The sequence below is a fragment of the Pseudomonas sp. AC463 genome, from assembly GCF_979253585.1.
Genome location: NZ_CEEDDZ010000013.1, coordinates 96,938 through 114,322, shown reverse-complemented (window position 1 = coordinate 114,322; position 17,385 = coordinate 96,938). Strand labels below are relative to the sequence as shown.

Sequence of the window (17,385 nt, the reverse complement as noted above, 5' to 3'; positions counted from 1 at the left end):
GACTAATTCTGTGAGCATGGACAATCTGACACTGCGTTACTTCGACGCCGAAATGCGTTACCTGCGCGAGGCCGGCAAGGAATTCGCCGAGGCATTTCCGGATCGCGCGGCGCAACTCAACCTGGACAAACCGGGTGCCCAGGACCCGTATGTGGAGCGCCTGTTCGAAGGTTTTGCGTTCCTGATGGGGCGCCTGCGGGAGAAACTCGACGATGACTTGCCGGAGCTGACGGAAGGCTTGGTCAGCCTGTTATGGCCGCATTATTTGCGCACCATTCCGTCGCTGTCGGTGGTGGAATTGACGCCCGGCCTCGCTCAGATGAAGGCGAGCGAGGTCATCCCCAGCGGCTTTGAAGTGCTGTCGCAACCCATTGGCCCGCTAGGCACCCGTTGCCGTTACACCACCACCCAGGACCTGACCCTGCGGCCGCTGGAGCTGGAATCGGTGGGGCGCGGCCATGAAGCGGATGGTCGCTCGGTATTACGCCTGCGCTTTGGCTGTCGGGCGTTGACCGACTGGAGCCAGATCGACCTGAACCGCTTGCCGCTCTACCTGAACGCCGACGCACCGCTGGCCAGTGCGCTGCATCAGGCGTTGACCCTGAATGCGCAATCGCTGCACGTGCGCTGGCCCGGCCAAACCGGACGTCAGCCATTTGCCGGGCATTTCGCGGCCAAGGGCTTTGCCGATGAGGACCGGCTGTGGCCCAAGGGCGACAGCGCCTTCAGCGGTTATCAGCTGTTGCTGGAGTATTTTTGCTTCCGCGAAAAATTCATGTTCGTGACCTTGTGTGGCTTGGAGCAGCTAAAGATTGAACCCGGCACCGACTGGTTCGAGATTGAAGTGATATTGCGTGAGTCCTGGCCGGCCAATTTCGACCTGAACCGCGAACACATCCGCCTGCACGCCGTGCCGGTGATCAACCTGTTCGCGCTGGAAGCCGACCCGCTGACCCTGGCGCCCCTGGAAACCGACTACCTGCTGCGGCCCATGCGTTTGCAGGACGGCCATACCGAGATCTACTCGGTGGACCGGGTGACCGCATCGCGCAATGCGGATCTCCAGGACTACGTGCCCTTCACCAGCTTTCGCCACAAGGGCGGAATGTTGCGCGACGAGGCGCCGGAGCGTTACTTCCACACGCGCCTGAAACGCGCGGCCAACGGCTTGCATGACACCTGGTTGATCCTCGGCGGCGAGGGTTTCGACAAGGACCGCCTGCGTGGGCAAGAAAGCCTGTCATTGCGCTTGACCGGCACCCATGGCCAGCTGCCGCGCAAGGCCCTGCAAAGCACCTTGCTCGACACGGTGGCGAGTTCCACCCAAGCCAGCATACGGGTGCGCAACCTGTGTGCACCCACCCAACCCTGCTACCCACCCAACCGCGATCGTTTCCACTGGCGGGTACTCAGCCACCTGGGCTCCAACTTCCTGCCGATGCTCGACAGCGCCGAGGTCCTGCGCGGCACCCTCGCGTTGTACGACTGGACCGGCAGCGAACTCAATCGCCGGCGCCTGGCCGCGATTGCCGAGGTGCGTCATCACCTGGTGCAGCGGTTCGAGAAAGGCTTTCTGCTGCGCGGCGTGGATATCGAAATCACCCTGGATGCCAATGGCTTTTCGGGGGAGGGCGACATCAGCCTGTTCGGCGAGATGCTCAACCGCTTTTTCGCCCTGTATGCCGACATTCATCTGTACACCCAGCTCACGCTGATCCTGCAACCTACTGGAAAGTGCCTGCGATGGAACGAGAACCACAGTCAGCGTATTCCCGGCTGAAAGCCGGCGGTCTGCTCGACGCGCTAAAGGGCCAGGTCGCCGAGGCCAACCTGTACCGTTTTTGCCAGTTGCTGGAACAGGCCTTGCCGGATCACCCGCCGTTGGGCAGCACCGCGCACCCGGCCGATGATGCGGTGCGCTTTCGGCCCGACCCGGGCATGGGCTTTGCGGCGGGTGAGTTGAAGGCGATTGAGACCGACGAACGCCACCCGCAGCGCCCGGCGACGGTACGCACCCGCTTGCTTGGGTTGTACGGGGTGGATTCGCCGATGCCGACGGCGTTTCTCGATGACATCGCGCAGCGTCGTGAAGGGCATGAAGCGCTGGAAGCCTTTCTGGATATTTTCAACCATCGGATCTTCACCCAGTTCTACCGGATCTGGCGCAAATACTCCTACCCGGCAACGTTCGAAGCGGGCGGCACCGATGCCACCTCGCAATGCTTGTTGGGCCTGATCGGGCTGGGCATTCCCGGTACCGCGCGCCAGATCGCCACGCCGGTTTCACGCTTTCTGGCCTTGCTCAGTGTGATGCGCCTGCCCACGCGTAATGCGCAAGGCATTACGGCGCTGGTGACCTTATTGGCGCCCAATACTCAGGCGCAGGTGACTGCGCATTGGCCGCAGAAGATTGCGCTGGCGCGGCCGGCGAGCCTGTGCAAACGACATCCGGTGAGCTTGTCCCAAGGCACGCTGCTGGGCAGTGTCGGCCACGACGCCAACAGCCAACTGCGCCTGACGCTGGCAACCCAAGACCTGCAAGAAGCCAGTGGCTGGTTACCGGGCAACCCGTTGCACCGCGATTTGCTGGTGCTGCTGCGGGTCTACCTGGGGTGGCGCTGCACGGCAAAGTTGCAGTTGTCACTGCCGGTGCGCAGCTTGCCGGTGCCGCTGCTGGGGCAGGCACCCATTCGGCTCGGCATGACCGGCGTGCTGGGCTTGGACGAGGCTGCGGAGCACGACACGCTCACGATCAACCTGGGCCGTTACCAAGGCCTTTCGATTAATGCTCACAACAGAGACACACAGCATGTTGCGTACCTTTATTAGTCTCATGATGCTCGCTGCGCTTGGCGGTTGCGGGTTGGTCCAGACCGTCGCAGATGGCACCACATCCACCGCCAAGGCGATCTTCTACACGCAGGTGAAAACCCTGCACCTGGACTTCAGCGCGCGTACGGCGCTGAACACCGATACCAAGGACCTGAACGGCGTCTCTGCGGCCACCCTGGTGCGGGTCTACCAATTGCGCGACAGCAAGGCGGTAGAGCAGGCGAGCTACGACGGCTTGCTGGCCGATGACGACCAACTGCTGGCCAGCGCGCTGCTGGACAAACACGCGGTGGTGGTACGGCCCGAGAAGGGCGCACAGCTGAGCATGCCGCTCGATAAGGACGCCCGGTTCGTCACGGTGGTGGCGCTGTTCCGCAACCCCGATACGCAACTGCACACCTGGCGCCTGACGCTGGCGCGTGATGACCTCGATCCGGACCGCGCGCGGCTTATCGAGTTGGGGGACAACCGTTTGACCCTGCGGGCCCTCGCCAAGGACTGAGCCATGACCGAGTACAACCCCTCGCTCTACGAACGGCTGCTGCAGAATTTCGACGGTGAACTGGACCTGCACAGCGTCAGCGAGGAAGACCAGCACACCCTGTCGGTGCTGGACAACCTGCAACGCATCCTCAACAGCCGCGCCGGTGCACTCAGCCATCTGCCGGATTACGGCCTGCCGGACATGGGGCGGATCCTGCAAGGGCTGCCTGCATCGGCCCATGACTTGATCGGCACGCTGACCGCCACGGTGCTCAAGTACGAACCGCGTGTGGCGGCGGTGTCGATTGACCTGCTGCCCCAAGCGCTGCCGGGCCATCTGGAATATGCCTTGGACCTGCAATTGAAGGACGGGCAGCGCGCGTTCTTCGCCAGCACCTTGACGCCCGAAGGCAAGGTACTGATGCGCCACCTGAAACGACAGCACTCCCTGTTGAGCCGATAACGCAAAGGAAGCCTGATGACGGCGTTGTTTGAGATGCGAATTCGAGTCGGCGGCGATCCGCGCGGCTTCAATGAATTTACCGCCCTGCGCGAGGAGTTGGCCAAGCTGAATCACCCGGCCTGCCCGGATGTGGATTGGGCCAAGGTCGAACAACTGTGCCTGGCGCTGTTCGAGCACAATGGCGCGGAATTGTATTCGGCCTGTTTTTACACCTTGGCCCGCGGCCAACGCCACGGGCTGGAGGGCGTCACCCAAGGCGTGGTGCTGCTGGAAGCATTGAGCCACGAATGGGCTCGGCTGTGGCCGCTGATGGAAACTGCGCGGCTGGACTTGCTGGGATGGTTGTTCGACCAACTGCAATTGCTTATGCGCGGCCTGTCGACAGCAGCGAGCGGTGGCGGTGCGCTGGTTCGGTTAGAGGTCGAACTGGCTCGTTTGCACGCGCGTTTACTGCCCCATCTACCCGCGCCGCTACTGACACTGGACGCTTTGCGAAACCAGACTTACAACTGGGTCCAGCGCTTGGAACCGCAGCCCGCAACGGCCGAAAGGATGCTGGCTCCCATCAGGTTGATGACGCCAACGCCCGTGGTCATTTTGCCGCCGCCCGATATGGAGCTGCACGGGTGGAGCCTCGCCGCATGGCTATCAGCCGGGGCATTGATCGTTGCCTTGGCGATGGTGTTTGGATGGCGAACATGGCTGGCAAACATCGACCACCCACCGCTCGCGCCGATACGTTTGGACAGCTTGTCGCTGTTCGATGCCGGCAGCGCAACACTGAAACCGGACTCCACCAAAGTGCTGATCAATGCCCTGGCCGGCATCAAAGCCCAGCCGGGCTGGCTGATCGTGATCGCCGGTCACACCGATGCAACCGGTGCCGTGGAGCACAACCTGGCCCTGTCCCACGCCCGAGCATCCGCGGTGCGCGACTGGATGCAGCGCATGGGCGACATCGCCGACAGCTGCTTTGCAGTACAGGGGTTTGCGGCCAACCAGCCGGTCGCCAGCAACGAAACAGAGGCGGGGCGTATCGCCAATCGACGTGTCGATATCCAGCTGGTGCCACAGGCGGGGGCCTGTGGGCAAGCCGCACGGGTGGGGGAAAGCTGACCACAAAGCGCTTACTTCAATGGCCCCACCACTTGGCGATACCGCTCCACTCCCTGGGGCGTCTCCCGCACCAGGCTGATCTCCAACCCCAGCGGGTCCTCCCGCCGGTTCCCGCTCAACTGCCGCCAGCCCTTATCGGCCTCCCACACCCGCACTTGCAGATCACTGACCCCGGCCAGCACCACCACGCCGTCCTTGGCCGCCGGCAGCGGGAATCGATCCCGTGCCGGCGCTGCCGCGCGGTACAGGTTGTCGCCCTTGAGCCACCAGCGCACCCGTTGCAGGCCATCCCCCGCGACCGGTGCGCTGCGGATCACATCCAGCCTGAAGCCCTTGCTGTCGGAGCTGCGCACCGTGACTGCGGCCAAGCCTTCTGGCTTGGCGTCCGGGTCCTGTGCGCTCAGTTCGACGCTGGCGCGCAGGCTGATATCGCGTTGCATCTGGTTGAGTGCGCGCAACAGCACTTCGGTCTGTTCGGTGCTCGCCTGCAGGTGCTGATCGGCACGGGTGACGCTGTCGAGGCCGCGCCAGGCGATCACGCTGACGATGGCCATGAGCATGATCGCCACCATCACTTCGATCAGGGTAAAGCCTTGCTGGGACTTGTTCATGGTTGGGCTACCACGCGCATCAAGCCGGCAGCATCGCGTTGCAGGCTGAGGCTGTGTTGGCCGTCGGAGAGCACCACGCGCAGCGGCGGGCTGATCCATTCGGCGTCGAGCACCAGGGTTTGCCGAGGTTCAACACTGATCTGCATCGGCGTGCTTTCCCATAGGCGCGGGCGCAGTTGAGCGTCGGCCTGGAACGCCTCGGTGGCGCTGCCGTCGTCGCTGCGGCGGTTGAAGCGAAAGCCCTTGGCGTCAGCGCGCCAGGTGATGGGCCGGCCATCGGCGCGGGCTTCGGCCTGGGCGATTTGCAGCAACTGGCTCAGGCGCTCGGCGTCCTTGCGCAGCAGGTGCAGCGGGTCGGGCTTGATGGTGAGGCTGATGGCGGCGCTGGCGATGCCGATGATCACCAGCACCACCATCAACTCGATGAGGGTGAAGCCTTGTTGTTTCATCGATGGGCCTCAGGCTGAAATAAAAACGTGCGAATTGGTCTGTAGGCTGGTGCGACGGACAAACAGGAGGTCCCACCCATGGCATTCGCCCTTCGTTTTTCACCGGCCCACGGCGTGCAGGCATTGGCTGTGCTGGCGGCATTGGCCGGTGTAGCGGTATGGACGCCGCTGTTGCTCACATCCGCCGAATCCCACACGCCACCGGCCACGCCGCAGGCGTTGGCGGCGCGCAGCGATAACCCGGCGTTGCAATGGTTTTCCAATGCGCCGACGGCGTTGCAGGTCAAGGTCACCGGCGTGCTGGCCGGCGCACGGGGGGCGGTGGCGATCCTCAGCCTCAACGACGGCCCGCCGCGCAGCTTTCTATTGGGCGAGCGGCTTGGCCCGGGCGTGCGGTTGACGGCCATTGCCGGCGACGGCGTAGAGATCGAGCGCGGCGGCGAGAAGCTGCGCGTCAACCTCGACAAGTTGCCGGAGGGGCCGGCGTTGCCGCGGCTCACTCGGCCATGACCTGGGTGTCCAGGCGCGCCAGGGGCGGCGCGTCACGGCTGGCATCACGCACCAGTACATTGACCTGAAACAGCCGGCCATCGGCATTGATGGTTTGCTCGCAGCGCAGCTTCAAACGGCCCTGGTCACACTCGAAGGTCTGCTTGCCGCTGCGCAAGTGGCCTTGCAGGCGCAATTCCGCCAGGCGGCTTTGCGCCGCCAGCAAGGCCATGGATTTGTCGCGCAACAGCCCGTTGCTCTGGGTCATCAACCCGGCCACGCGCACGGCGGCGGCCATGGCCACGGCGATGATCGCCAGCGCCACCAGCACCTCTATCAGGGTAAAGCCTTGCTCCTTGCGACGGCTGTACATGGCGCTCTCAAAGGCCGGAAACAGGCCCGCAGACTAGCGCCGGCAGTTGACCGATTGGCGACCGAAACTCCCGAGGATTTTCAATACGACTGACATATGTTCTTGCAACACTGCGCCACGAAATGCACCCAAGCCAAGGAATGTCGAGATGGATATCGCGCGCCTAACAACCCCATTGCCAGGCCCTCGCGGCCAGCGTGGCTTTACCTTGATCGAGATCATGGTGGTGGTGGTCATCCTCGGGATCCTGGCCGCGATGGTGGTGCCCAAGGTCCTCGACCGGCCGGACCAGGCGCGGGCCACGGCGGCCAGGCAGGACATTGGCGGCTTGATGCAGGCATTGAAGCTCTATCGCCTCGACCACGGCACTTACCCAAACATGAACCAGGGCCTCAAGGTGCTGGTGGAGCGCCCGGCGGATGCCAAGAACAGCACCTGGCGCGCCTACCTCGACCGCTTGCCCAACGATCCGTGGGGCAACCCGTATCACTACCTCAACCCAGGCGCCAACGGTGAAGTCGATGTGTTCTCCCTCGGCGCCGACGGCCAACCGGATGGCGACGGCGTGAATGCCGATATCGGCTCCTGGCAGTTGTAAGGCGCGCCATGAACCGGTATTCGCCCACAGCGGCGAAGCAACGCGGCATGGCGATTATCAGCGCCTTGCTGATCGCGGCGGTGGTGGCGGTGCTGGCCGGCGCCATGCTCACGCGCCAGACCGTGTTCACCCGCAGCCTGGAAGCCGAGCAATTGCGCATCCAGGGCCAGTGGCTGTTGCAGGGTGGCCTGGAGCGCAGCCGGCAGCTGCTCTGGGACGCGCGCCAGAAAGACGTGCTCACGCGCCTCGACCAACCCTGGGCCCGCGCCCAGGGCGGCGCGTTCGAAGGCCGGATCGAGGACGAGCAGGGCAAGTTCAACCTGCGCAACCTAGTCAACCGTCAGCAGCTGGACACCGAGCAACTGCAGAGCTTTGAGCGCCTGTGCCGGTTGATCGGGGTCGACCCGGCCGTGAGCCGACGCATCAGCCAGCGGGTGATCGCCTCGTATGACCGCACCGACCTGCCGGCCAAATACCCGATGCTGCGCAGCCTCGACGACTTGAGCGGCATCGAAGGCCTCGACCCGGCGCTGTTGCGGCGCATGCAGGCGTATATCAGCGTGTTGCCCGGCATTACCTGGGTCAACGGCAACACCGCCAGTGCCGAAGTGCTCAGCGCGGTGGTGCCGCAGCTGAGCCTGGCCCAGGCCCATGGGCTGGTGGCCGAGCGTGATGGCGGGCATTGGTTTATCAATCGCGGGGATTTCGTCAACCGCTTGCACTTGCCGCAGGTCAATGTGGACGCCGTGCAAGTGGGCATCACCAGCGAGTGGTTTCGCCTGCAGGGCCAGGCGCGGCGCGAACAACGTCGGGTGACGCTGGAGGCGCTGCTGCACCGGCCCGAAGACCGTGCGCCACGGGTGATCTGGTCGCGGGTGGGGGTATGAAACGCCTGCGCATCGGCTTGCCGCCGCTCGCTGAGCTGAGCCTGGACAGCCCGGTGACTTTTGCCTGGCTGGAGCGCGGCGTGGTGGTGGATGAGGGCCACGCCAGCCTGGCGCAGTTGGGCAAGCAGCGCCAGGCGGTGGAGTGCTTTCTGCATCCGCGCGACAGCCTGTTGACCAGCCTGGAACTGCCGCCATTACCCGCCGCCAGAACCGCCGCCGCCGTGGCCTGCGCCGCGCAGGCGCTGATCCTTGGCGCAGTGGACCAGATGCAGGTTGCCCACGGCCCGCGCGAAAGCGATGGGCGCGTGCAGGTCGGCTGGGTGTCCAAGGCCGGGCTGGAGCAACTTGGCCAGGTGCTGGCCCAGGCGCATCTCAAACTGCGCGGCCTGTACCCGGCACCCCATGCCTTGCCAGTGGGCGCTGCGGCGTTGCACGACGGTTATCTGCTGACGCGCGACAGCCTGCAACAAGGCGCGGTGCATCCGTTGGGGTTGCAAGCACTGGATATGCCGCTGGTGGATGCGGCCCAGCGATGGAGCGGGCCGGTGCCGGCTTGGGGCTTACAGGCGCGCTTCAGCCAGGCCGCCAGTGGCGGCTGGGGCAGGGCGCTGGGTTGCGTGGCGCTGGCAGTAGCGATCTGGACCCTCGGCCTCAACCTCTACGCCGCGCGCCAGGTCGACGAAGGCCTGCGGCTCAAGGCGTTGATGAGCCAGCAGGTGCGCCAGGCGTTTCCTCAATTGCCGGTGGTGCTCAACCCGTTGCAGCAGGCTCGCCAACAGTTGGCCGCGCGCCAGAGTGGCGCGGCGGCCGACCCCGGCCAACGCTTCACCAGCCTGTTGCAACTGGCGGGCAGCAACCTGCTGTTTATGGTCGGCAGCGTCGACAGCCTGAGTTTCGAACAGGGCCGCCTGCACCTGGCACTGCTCGCCGACAGCCGCAACCCGGCGGCGGTCGGCGACTGGCAGGCCGCGCTGGCCCAGGCAGGGTTTGCCGCCGAACGCGATGAGCGTGGCTGGAGCATTGGCCCGGCGCAGGCGGCGGAAAAACCGGAGGCCGGCGATGAATAAACTCCAGCGTCTGCGCAGCCAGTCCCAGGTGTTCTGGGGCGGCCTGGCCCTGCGCGAAAAACGCTTGTTGAGCGGCGCAGGATTGGTGCTGGCGAGCCTGTTGATCTGGCTGGTGCTGGTGCAGCCGGCGTTGAAAAAAATCGATTACTGGCAGGCCGAAACCCCCAAATTACGTGCCCAGGCCGCCGCCTTGCAGGCGTTGTTGCAGGACGTCGCCGCGCCTCGGCGGGCTGACGAAGCCGCGATGCGCCAGGCCCTCGAAAGCGCTGGCTTGCAGGGGCATTACCAGCTGCAGGCATTGGAACCGGGTGGTTGGCGGCTGACCTTCGACAATGCTCCGGCCGATGCCGTGGTCGGCTGGTTGTTGGGCGGTCCCCGTTCCTTTTCTTTGGACGTGTCCGAAGCGCGTTTGCAGCGTGCCCCGGATGGCGTCGATAACTCGGCCGGCACTGTGTCCGGGACCGTTCGCATGGATCAGGCGCTTGGCGCTAAGGAAGCTTCATGAAGTGGTCAGTCCCCCCGTTTCGCACCGTCGCGCCGCTGCTGTTGCTGGCCTTGAGTGCGTGCAGCAGCCAGCAGGCGGCCAAGCCGTTGCTGGTGGACAGCGAACTCGGCCAGCCCCTGGCCGACACCCGCCGCAGCGGTGATAGCGTGCTGGATCGCCAGCGTGAACCGCTGCCCAGGCCCGCCGTACAACACCCGGTAACCAACAGCGCCCGTGGCCACGCACCGGCGGCCGTCAAGGCGCGCAACCCGCTGGGCGAGCAGCCGGTGCAGCTGAATTTTGTCGAGGCGGATATCCAGGCGGTAGTGCGCGCATTGTCCCGCGCCACCGGCCAGCAATTTTTGGTGGACCCACGCGTGAAGGGCAACCTCACCCTGGTCAGCGAAGGCCAGGTGCCCGCGCACCAGGCCTACGACATGCTGCTGGCGGCGCTGCGCATGCAGGGTTTCAGCGTGGTGGACGTGGGCGGCGTGGCCCAGGTGGTGCCGGAGGCCGATGCCAAGTTGCTCGGCGGCCCGATGTACAGCGCCGGCAGCAGTGGCATGCAGACCCGCACCTTTCGCCTGCAATATGAAAACGCGGTGAACCTGATCCCGGTGCTGCGTCCCATTGTGTCGCCGAACAACCCGATCAACGCCTACCCCGGCAACAACAGCATTGTGATCACCGACTACGCGGAAAACCTCGCGCGCGTGGCGCAGATCATCAATGGCATCGACACCCCGAGCGCCATCGACACCGACGTGGTGAAAGTGCAGAACGGCATCGCCGTGGACATCGCCGCCATGGTCGGCGAACTGCTGGAAACCCAGGGCGCCGACCAGACCCAGAAGATCAACGTGGTCGGCGACCCGCGCTCCAATTCGATCATCATCCGCTCCGGCAGCCCCGAGCGTACCGAGCTGGCGCGCAACCTGATCTACAAGCTCGACAACGCCCAGAGCAACCCGAGCAACATGCACGTGGTGTACCTGCGCAACGCCCAGGCGGGCAAGTTGGCCCAGTCGCTGCGCGGGCTGCTGACCGGCGAGAGCGATTCGGGCGTGAGCGACGATGCGCGCGGCAAGCTCAGTGCCATGGGCGGCAACAGCCAGAACAGCCAGGGTACGAATAACGCGCAAAACAGCAGCGGCACGCCCACCGGCAGTGGCAGTGGCGTGCAACCGGTCTATGGGCAAACCAGCGGTTACAGCACCGGTTCCGGCAGTGCCGCCAGCGACCAGGACACCGCGTTCAGCGCCGGCGGTGTGACCATCCAGGCAGATGCGACCACCAACACCTTGCTGATCTCCGCACCAGACCCGCTGTACCGCAACCTGCGCGAAGTCATCGACATGCTCGACCAGCGCCGCGCCCAGGTGGTGATCGAGAGCCTGATCGTGGAAGTCGGTGAAGACGACGCCACCGAGTTCGGCGTGCAGTGGCAGGCCGGCAACCTGGCGGGCAAGGGTGGTTTCGGCGGCGTGAACCTGGGCGGCAGTGGTATCAATGGCACGCCCACCAGCCCGACCAGCATCGATGTGTTGCCCAAGGGCCTGAACATCGGCCTGGTCAACGGTACCGTGGACATCCCCGGGATCGGCAAGGTCCTCGACCTCAAGGTGTTGGCCCGCGCGCTGAAGAGCAAGGGCGGCACCAATGTGCTGTCCACCCCGAACCTACTGACCCTGGACAACGAAGCGGCGAGCATTTTTGTCGGGCAGACCATCCCGTTTGTCACCGGCAGCTATGTGACCGGCGGCGGGGGCACCAGCAACAACCCGTTCCAGACCGTGCAGCGTGAAGAGGTGGGCTTGAAGCTGAACGTGCGCCCGCAGATTTCCGAGGGCGGCACGGTGAAGCTGGATATCTACCAGGAGGTCAGCAGCGTCGACACACGGGCCTCGGTGGAGGCGGGCACGGTGACCAACAAGCGCGCGATCGATACCAGTATTTTGTTGGATGACGGGCAGATCATGGTGCTCGGCGGCCTGCTGCAGGATGGCTATAGCCAGAGCAATGATGCGGTGCCGTGGCTGTCGGATATTCCGGGCTTGGGGGCGTTGTTTCGCAATGAGAAGCGCAGTGTGACCAAGACCAACTTGATGGTGTTTTTGCGGCCTTACATTATTCGCGACAGTGGGGCGGGGCGCAGTATTACGCTGAACCGCTATGAGTTTATGCGCCGGGCGCAGGGTGGGTTGCAGCCGGAGCATAGTTGGGCGATGCCGGATGTGCAGGCGCCGCAGTTGCCGGCGGTGGAGAAGGCGATACCGGGGGCTTTGGGGCCTCGGGCGGTGATTCGGGCGGTGCCGGTTTCTTCGGGGGCGCGGCCTTGATGGTGTACATATCCATTGCTGCGGTAGCGGCCACTTATGGTTCCGCTCTTACAGCGGGTCACTTTTGGAAGGACCCAAAAGTAACCAAAAGGTCCTCGCCCCACCACTCGGCACCTCGCCCAGGCTCGGTGTGCCCGCACGCAGGCTTGAATCCGTGGGCCGCCGCGATGGGCCATCCCTGGCCCAGCGCGGCTAACCCGGCGTCCTGCCGGGTTACCCACGGATTCAAGCCAGCGTGCGGCCAGCGTGGTTTACGGGGCGCTCGCAGATCAAAGGCCACAGCGCGGCGGCCTTATAGTCGACCGGTTTTTCAAGTCGTACTCAGTCTGAAATGTGGGAGGGGGCTTGCCCCCGATTGCAGTGGGTCAGCCAAATATTTATCAACTGACACCCCCTCATCGGGGGCAAGCCCCCTCCCACATTTGATCTCCACATGTCAGATGCACCGCGACCGGCTTTTGATCTGCTTTGCTTTTGATTTTGATCTTAAGCGCCCCGTAAAACCACGCTGGCCGTACGCAGGTATTGAGGAGCGGGTAAACCGGCAGGACGCCGGTTTAGCCGCGACGGGCCAGGGACGGGCCGTCGCGGCGGCCCGCGGAGCAATGCCGGAGTACGGGCACACCGAGCCTGGGCGAGGTGCCGAGTGGTGGGGCAAGAGCCTTTTGGTTACTTTTGGGCTCTTTCCAAAAGTGACCCGCCGTAAGGGCGAAACCCATAGTGGCCATTACAAAAAAACCGGATATGTACACAGCCAAAAAGGCCCAACCCAATGAGCCTCCTACCCTACGCCTGGTCCAAATCCCAACGCATCCTCCTGCGCCCCAGCGCAGAAGGCCTGCTGCTAACGGTATGCCCCTCCACCCCCGGCTGGTCCATCAGCGAAGTCCACCGCCAGTTCGGGCAAACCCAGCTGGAACACGTACGCGACGACGAACTCGACGGCCTGCTCACCAGCGCCTACGCCGATACCGGCAGCGCCGCCGCCGTGGTGGGCGCGGCCGAAAACGAAGTCGACCTCGACCGCCTGATGCAAGACATGCCCGAAATCACCGACCTGCTCGACACCCAGGACGGCGCCCCGGTGATCCGCATGATCAACGCCTTGCTCACCCAGGCCGCCCGCGACGAGGCCAGTGATATTCACATCGAGCCCTACGAAACCCACTCCGTAGTGCGCTACCGCGTCGACGGCACCCTGCGTGACGTGGTCTCGCCGCGCAAGGCATTGCATGGTGCGCTGGTGTCGCGCATCAAGATCATGGCCCAGCTGGATATCGCCGAAAAACGCCTGCCCCAGGACGGTCGCATCGCCCTGCGCGTGGCCGGGCGGCCGATTGATATCCGCGTGTCCACGGTGCCCACCGGGCATGGCGAGCGCGTGGTGATGCGCTTGCTGGACAAACAGGCCGGGCGTTTGCAGCTGGAAACCCTGGGCATGGAGCCGCAGTTGCTGGCACGCTTGGATACGCTGATCCGCCAGCCCCACGGCATCGTGCTGGTCACCGGGCCCACGGGCAGCGGCAAGACCACCAGCCTGTACGCCGCCCTGGCGCGGCTGGATGCGAGTACCAGCAATATCCTCACCGTCGAAGACCCGGTGGAGTACGACTTGCCGGGCATCAGCCAGATCCAGGTCAACGCCAAGATCGACATGACCTTCGGCCTGGCCCTGCGCGCGATCCTGCGCCAGGACCCGGACATCATCATGATCGGCGAAATCCGCGACCTGGAAACCGCACAGATCGCCGTGCAGGCCTCGCTCACCGGGCATCTGGTACTCGCCACCTTGCACACCAACGACGCGGTGTCGGCGGTCAACCGCTTGATCGACATGGGCGTGGAACCCTTCCTGCTGGCGTCGTCGCTGTTGGGCGTGTTGGCCCAGCGCCTGGTGCGCCGTCTGTGCCCGCACTGCAAGCAGGAAGACCCGGCCGCGCCCGGCACCTGGCGCCCGGTGGGCTGCGCGCAGTGCAACCAGATCGGCTACAGCGGGCGTACCGGGATCCATGAGTTGTTTTGCGTCGACGATGACGTGCGCAGCCTGATCCACAACGGCGCCGGCGAGCAGGATCTACGCCTGGCCGCACGGCGTGCCGGCATGTTCAGCATGCGTGAAGACGGCGAGCGCTGGGTGCGCAGCGGCGCCACCGCACCCGAAGAAATCCTGCGCGTGACACGGGACGCCTGATGAATCGCTATCGCTATGAAGCCGCCGATGCCAGCGGCAAGGTCGAGGCCGGGCACGTGGAGGCTGACAGCCAGAGCGGCGCATTTGCCATGCTGCGCAGCCGGGGCCTGACCGCGTTGCTGGTGCAGGTCGAAGGCGGGCAGCCAAGCGCAGCCGGCAGCAGCCTGTTCAGCGCCAAGCTGTCGGACAACGACCTGGCCTGGGCCACCCGGCAACTGGCGAGTTTGCTGGGGGCCAGCCTGCCATTGGAGGCGGCACTGAGCGCCACGGTGGAGCAAGCCGAGAAAAAACACATCGCCCAGACCCTGGCCGCGGTACGCGCCGATGTGCGTGGCGGCATGCGCCTGGCCGATGCCTTGGCCGCACGGCCCAGGGATTTTCCGTCGATCTATCGCGCGTTGATTGCGGCGGGGGAGGAGTCCGGTGACCTGGCTCAGGTGATGGAGCGCCTGGCCGACTACATCGAGGAGCGCAACAACCTGCGCGGCAAGATCCTCACCGCGTTTATCTACCCGGGCGTGGTGGGGCTGGTGTCCATAGGCATTGTGATTTTCCTGCTCAGCTATGTGGTGCCCCAGGTGGTCAGCGCGTTCTCCCAGGCACGCCAGGACCTGCCGGGGCTGACCCTGGCGATGCTCAATGCCAGCGATTTTATTCGCGCCTGGGGCTGGCTGTGTTTTGTCGGCATGCTCGGCAGTTTCTGGGGCTGGCGCCTGTACCTGCGCAACCCGGTGGCGCGCCTTAACTGGCACAGCCGCGTGCTGCGCCTGCCACTGATCGGGCGGTTTGTGCTGGGCTTGAACACGGCGCGGTTTGCCTCGACCCTGGCGATCCTCGGCGGCGCCGGTGTGCCGTTGCTGCGCGCCCTGGAAGCGGCGCGGCAAACCCTGTCCAACGAGCGCCTGAGCCAGTGCGTCAACGACGCCACCGCCAAAGTGCGCGAAGGCGTCAACCTGGCCCCGGCGCTGGCGGTGGAAAAGGTCTTTCCGCCGGTGTTGATCCACCTGATAGCCAGCGGTGAAAAAACCGGTTCGCTCCCGCCAATGCTGGAGCGCGCGGCGCAGACCTTGTCGCGGGATATCGAACGGCGCGCCATGGGTATGACCGCGTTGCTGGAGCCGCTGATGATCGTGGTGATGGGCGCCGTGGTGCTGGTGATTGTGATGGCGGTGCTGCTACCGATTATCGAGATCAACCAACTCGTCACCTGAACACACCACAAGGCTAATGTGGGAGGGGGCTTGCTCCCGATAGCAGTGGGTCAGTCAAGGATGTTGTGACTGATACACAGCAATCGGGGGCAACCCCCTCCCACATTGGTTTTGTGTTGTGTTCAGTGCAGTCCTGCAACCTCGGGTTCCTCATCCCGTCATGTTCCAACCCCCGCCACACGGCCCGCGCTGCCTCCAGCCCAACGCCGCAAAACCCTGCTGAAATCCCGCTGTCATCTGCCCCGAAACCGCTCATTTGCATGACCAAAACACCCGAGAATCTTTTTGAAAATCAACGCCTTCCTCCCGAGGTTTTTTCCTTTTGCTGTCATCGGAAACTGCCAAATTCCCTACCCATGGCCTCACCCCTCGCCACCCCCGCAAGCCGGCTTGGGACCGAAGCCATGACGTCATGCAAGCGCCATCTACCCCAAACGTACAAACACGACGAAAGGAGCTTCTTCATGTTTAAGCGCAACGTTCTCGCGGTATCCATGACCCTCGCTGCACTGTGCTCGGCCCAGGCTGCAATGGCTGACATCAACGGCGGCGGCGCAACCCTGCCACAAGCGCTGTATCAGACCTCCGGCGTACTCACCACTGGCTTTGCCGGCTACATCGGCGTGGGCAGCGGCAACGGCAAGGCAGCCTTCCTGAACAACGACTACACCAAGTTCGTGGCTGGCGTGACGAACAAGAACGTGCACTGGGCCGGTAGCGACTCCAAATTGTCGGCTACCGAGCTGTCCACCTATGTGACTAACAAGCAACCAACCTGGGGCAAGTTGATTCAAGTGCCATCGGTGGGGACTTCGGTTGCGATTCCTTTCAACAAAAGCGGCGCCGCAGCGGTTGACCTGAGCGTCAACGAGCTGTGCGGTGTGTTCTCGGGTCGTATCAACGACTGGAAAGATATTTCGGGCGCTGGTCGTACCGGTCCGATCACCATCGTGTATCGCAGCGAAAGCAGCGGTACCACTGAGTTGTTCACGCGTTTCCTTAACGCCAAGTGCACCACCGAAGCTGGCACCTTTGCCGTTACGCCTATTTTCGCCAACAGCTACAGCCTCGGCCTGACCCCACTGGTCGGCGCTGTTGCCGCCACTGGCAGCCAAGGTGTGATGACGTCCCTGTCCTCCACCGCCGGCGGCGTTACCTACATGAGCCCTGACTTCGCCGCCCCAACCCTCGCCGGTCTGGACGACGCTACCAAGGTTGCCCGCGTGGGCAAGGTGGTCGCCACTAACACCGCCGGTGTTTCGCCAGCTGCGGCTAACGTTTCCGCTGCCATCGGCGCCGTACCGGTACCTGCCACCACCGAGCGTGGCAACCCGGACGCCTGGGTTCCAGTATTCGGTCCCGACAACACCGCCGGTGTGCAACCTTACCCAACCTCGGGCTATCCGATCCTGGGCTTCACCAACGTGATCTTCGGCCAGTGCTACGCCGATGCCACCCAGACCACCCAAGTGCGTGACTTCTTCGCCAAGCACTACGGGGCGTCTAACAACAACGATGCAGCCATCACCGCCAACGCTTTCGTGCCGCTGCCAACGGCTTGGAAAGTCGCGATTCGCGGCAGCTTCCTGACCGCCAGCAACGCCCTGAGCATCGGCAACACCAACGTCTGCAACGGTATCGGTCGTCCGCTGTAACCCACGCTTTCACCGACCTGCAACACCTGATCAGCAACGGCTTGTGCCGTTGCTGATTTTTGCGTTTGTGCCCGTTGCTACCAGCCCTCTATGAACTTTGCGTGACAGAAGTTCGGTCCCGCCCCTCGCCAACCGCC

17 protein-coding genes are annotated in these 17,385 nt (G+C 64.2%); 14 read left to right on the top strand and 3 right to left on the bottom strand.

The window, feature by feature from the left end; genetic code table 11:
* The first annotated feature begins 10 nt into the window (after positions 1 to 10).
* From tssF to AC0IYH_RS17705, 5 genes are read left to right on the top strand one after another with little or no spacing between them, the layout of a single operon-like run.
* Entirely contained in the window at positions 11 to 1,780 is a 1,770-nt protein-coding gene (gene tssF, locus AC0IYH_RS17725) for a type VI secretion system baseplate subunit TssF (protein WP_471835458.1), read from the top strand.
* Positions 1,744 to 2,829 (top strand): type VI secretion system baseplate subunit TssG, encoded by a 1,086-nt coding sequence (gene tssG / locus AC0IYH_RS17720; RefSeq protein ID WP_471835456.1) that lies wholly within the window; start codon positions 1,744 to 1,746, stop codon positions 2,827 to 2,829. The genes tssF and tssG overlap by 37 nt, the downstream gene beginning before the upstream one ends.
* A complete protein-coding gene (tssJ, locus tag AC0IYH_RS17715) occupies positions 2,810 to 3,334 on the top strand; it encodes a type VI secretion system lipoprotein TssJ (RefSeq protein ID WP_116630255.1) in 525 nt (174 codons plus the stop codon). The genes tssG and tssJ overlap by 20 nt, the downstream gene beginning before the upstream one ends.
* Before the next feature lie 3 nt (positions 3,335 to 3,337).
* Positions 3,338 to 3,778, top strand: a complete 441-nt coding sequence (tssE, locus tag AC0IYH_RS17710) for a type VI secretion system baseplate subunit TssE (RefSeq protein ID WP_471835453.1) — start codon at positions 3,338 to 3,340, stop codon at positions 3,776 to 3,778.
* Between the two features lie 15 nt (positions 3,779 to 3,793).
* The gene (locus tag AC0IYH_RS17705; RefSeq protein WP_471835451.1) at positions 3,794 to 4,894 is read left to right on the top strand and encodes an OmpA family protein; all 1,101 of its coding nucleotides are present in this window, start codon (positions 3,794 to 3,796) and stop codon (positions 4,892 to 4,894) included.
* An 11-nt stretch (positions 4,895 to 4,905) separates the two neighbouring features.
* Here the strand turns inward: AC0IYH_RS17705 and AC0IYH_RS17700 are convergent, their stop codons facing one another.
* Both AC0IYH_RS17700 and gspH read right to left on the bottom strand, forming a co-directional pair.
* Positions 4,906 to 5,505, bottom strand: coding sequence for a type II secretion system protein GspJ (locus tag AC0IYH_RS17700; RefSeq protein ID WP_116630252.1), 600 nt, complete (start codon positions 5,503 to 5,505; stop codon positions 4,906 to 4,908).
* Entirely contained in the window at positions 5,502 to 5,954 is a 453-nt protein-coding gene (gene gspH, locus AC0IYH_RS17695; RefSeq protein WP_471835449.1) for a type II secretion system minor pseudopilin GspH, read from the bottom strand. Before gspH ends, AC0IYH_RS17700 begins: the two co-directional genes overlap by 4 nt.
* A gap of 78 nt (positions 5,955 to 6,032) precedes the next feature.
* On the opposite strand from gspH, the gene AC0IYH_RS17690 reads away from it, so the two are divergent.
* Entirely contained in the window at positions 6,033 to 6,464 is a 432-nt protein-coding gene (locus tag AC0IYH_RS17690; protein ID WP_116630250.1) for a type II secretion system protein N, read from the top strand.
* Here the strand turns inward: AC0IYH_RS17690 and gspI are convergent.
* Positions 6,451 to 6,816: a type II secretion system minor pseudopilin GspI gene (gspI, locus tag AC0IYH_RS17685; protein WP_116630249.1), complete on the bottom strand. Its 366-nt coding sequence runs from the start codon at positions 6,814 to 6,816 to the stop codon at positions 6,451 to 6,453. The two genes, AC0IYH_RS17690 and gspI, sit on opposite strands and share 14 nt — an antisense overlap.
* A gap of 148 nt (positions 6,817 to 6,964) precedes the next feature.
* On the opposite strand from gspI, the gene gspG reads away from it, so the two are divergent.
* The 8 genes from gspG (at position 6,965) to AC0IYH_RS17645 (ending at position 17,248) form a co-directional block, all read left to right on the top strand.
* Entirely contained in the window at positions 6,965 to 7,414 is a 450-nt protein-coding gene (gene gspG, locus AC0IYH_RS17680; RefSeq protein WP_116630248.1) for a type II secretion system major pseudopilin GspG, read from the top strand.
* Positions 7,415 to 7,422: 8 nt separating this feature from the next.
* Positions 7,423 to 8,301: a type II secretion system minor pseudopilin GspK gene (gene gspK / locus AC0IYH_RS17675; RefSeq protein WP_163821354.1), complete on the top strand. Its 879-nt coding sequence runs from the start codon at positions 7,423 to 7,425 to the stop codon at positions 8,299 to 8,301.
* A complete protein-coding gene (gene gspL / locus AC0IYH_RS17670) occupies positions 8,298 to 9,368 on the top strand; it encodes a type II secretion system protein GspL (protein WP_471835446.1) in 1,071 nt (356 codons plus the stop codon). The genes gspK and gspL overlap by 4 nt, the downstream gene beginning before the upstream one ends.
* Positions 9,361 to 9,873, top strand: coding sequence for a type II secretion system protein GspM (gene gspM, locus AC0IYH_RS17665; RefSeq protein ID WP_471835444.1), 513 nt, complete (start codon positions 9,361 to 9,363; stop codon positions 9,871 to 9,873). The genes gspL and gspM overlap by 8 nt, the downstream gene beginning before the upstream one ends.
* Positions 9,870 to 12,191, top strand: coding sequence for a type II secretion system secretin GspD (gspD, locus tag AC0IYH_RS17660; RefSeq protein WP_471835442.1), 2,322 nt, complete (start codon positions 9,870 to 9,872; stop codon positions 12,189 to 12,191). Before gspM ends, gspD begins: the two co-directional genes overlap by 4 nt.
* A gap of 772 nt (positions 12,192 to 12,963) precedes the next feature.
* A complete protein-coding gene (gspE, locus tag AC0IYH_RS17655; protein WP_116630243.1) occupies positions 12,964 to 14,382 on the top strand; it encodes a type II secretion system ATPase GspE in 1,419 nt (472 codons plus the stop codon).
* Positions 14,382 to 15,593 (top strand): type II secretion system inner membrane protein GspF, encoded by a 1,212-nt coding sequence (gene gspF / locus AC0IYH_RS17650; protein WP_122772739.1) that lies wholly within the window; start codon positions 14,382 to 14,384, stop codon positions 15,591 to 15,593. Before gspE ends, gspF begins: the two co-directional genes overlap by 1 nt.
* Before the next feature lie 464 nt (positions 15,594 to 16,057).
* The gene (locus AC0IYH_RS17645; protein WP_471835439.1) at positions 16,058 to 17,248 is read left to right on the top strand and encodes a substrate-binding domain-containing protein; all 1,191 of its coding nucleotides are present in this window, start codon (positions 16,058 to 16,060) and stop codon (positions 17,246 to 17,248) included.
* Positions 17,249 to 17,385: the final 137 nt, after the last annotated feature.

Bases quoted from the DNA above. Each gene is read 5' to 3' on its own strand.
- gspH (WP_471835449.1), bottom strand. From the start codon at position 5,954: ATGAAACAACAAGGCTTCACCCTCATCGAGTTGATGGTGGTGCTGGTG.
- gspG (WP_116630248.1), top strand. From the start codon at position 6,965: ATGGATATCGCGCGCCTAACAACCCCATTGCCAGGCCCTCGCGGCCAG.
- tssG (WP_471835456.1), top strand. From the start codon at position 1,744: ATGGAACGAGAACCACAGTCAGCGTATTCCCGGCTGAAAGCCGGCGGT.
- gspM (WP_471835444.1), top strand. From the start codon at position 9,361: ATGAATAAACTCCAGCGTCTGCGCAGCCAGTCCCAGGTGTTCTGGGGC.
- gspL (WP_471835446.1), top strand. From the start codon at position 8,298: ATGAAACGCCTGCGCATCGGCTTGCCGCCGCTCGCTGAGCTGAGCCTG.
- gspE (WP_116630243.1), top strand. From the start codon at position 12,964: ATGAGCCTCCTACCCTACGCCTGGTCCAAATCCCAACGCATCCTCCTG.
- AC0IYH_RS17690 (WP_116630250.1), top strand. From the start codon at position 6,033: ATGGCATTCGCCCTTCGTTTTTCACCGGCCCACGGCGTGCAGGCATTG.
- gspD (WP_471835442.1), top strand. From the start codon at position 9,870: ATGAAGTGGTCAGTCCCCCCGTTTCGCACCGTCGCGCCGCTGCTGTTG.
- AC0IYH_RS17645 (WP_471835439.1), top strand. From the start codon at position 16,058: ATGTTTAAGCGCAACGTTCTCGCGGTATCCATGACCCTCGCTGCACTG.
- tssE (WP_471835453.1), top strand. From the start codon at position 3,338: ATGACCGAGTACAACCCCTCGCTCTACGAACGGCTGCTGCAGAATTTC.
- gspI (WP_116630249.1), bottom strand. From the start codon at position 6,816: ATGTACAGCCGTCGCAAGGAGCAAGGCTTTACCCTGATAGAGGTGCTG.
- tssJ (WP_116630255.1), top strand. From the start codon at position 2,810: ATGTTGCGTACCTTTATTAGTCTCATGATGCTCGCTGCGCTTGGCGGT.
- gspF (WP_122772739.1), top strand. From the start codon at position 14,382: ATGAATCGCTATCGCTATGAAGCCGCCGATGCCAGCGGCAAGGTCGAG.
- AC0IYH_RS17705 (WP_471835451.1), top strand. From the start codon at position 3,794: ATGACGGCGTTGTTTGAGATGCGAATTCGAGTCGGCGGCGATCCGCGC.
- gspK (WP_163821354.1), top strand. From the start codon at position 7,423: ATGAACCGGTATTCGCCCACAGCGGCGAAGCAACGCGGCATGGCGATT.
- AC0IYH_RS17700 (WP_116630252.1), bottom strand. From the start codon at position 5,505: ATGAACAAGTCCCAGCAAGGCTTTACCCTGATCGAAGTGATGGTGGCG.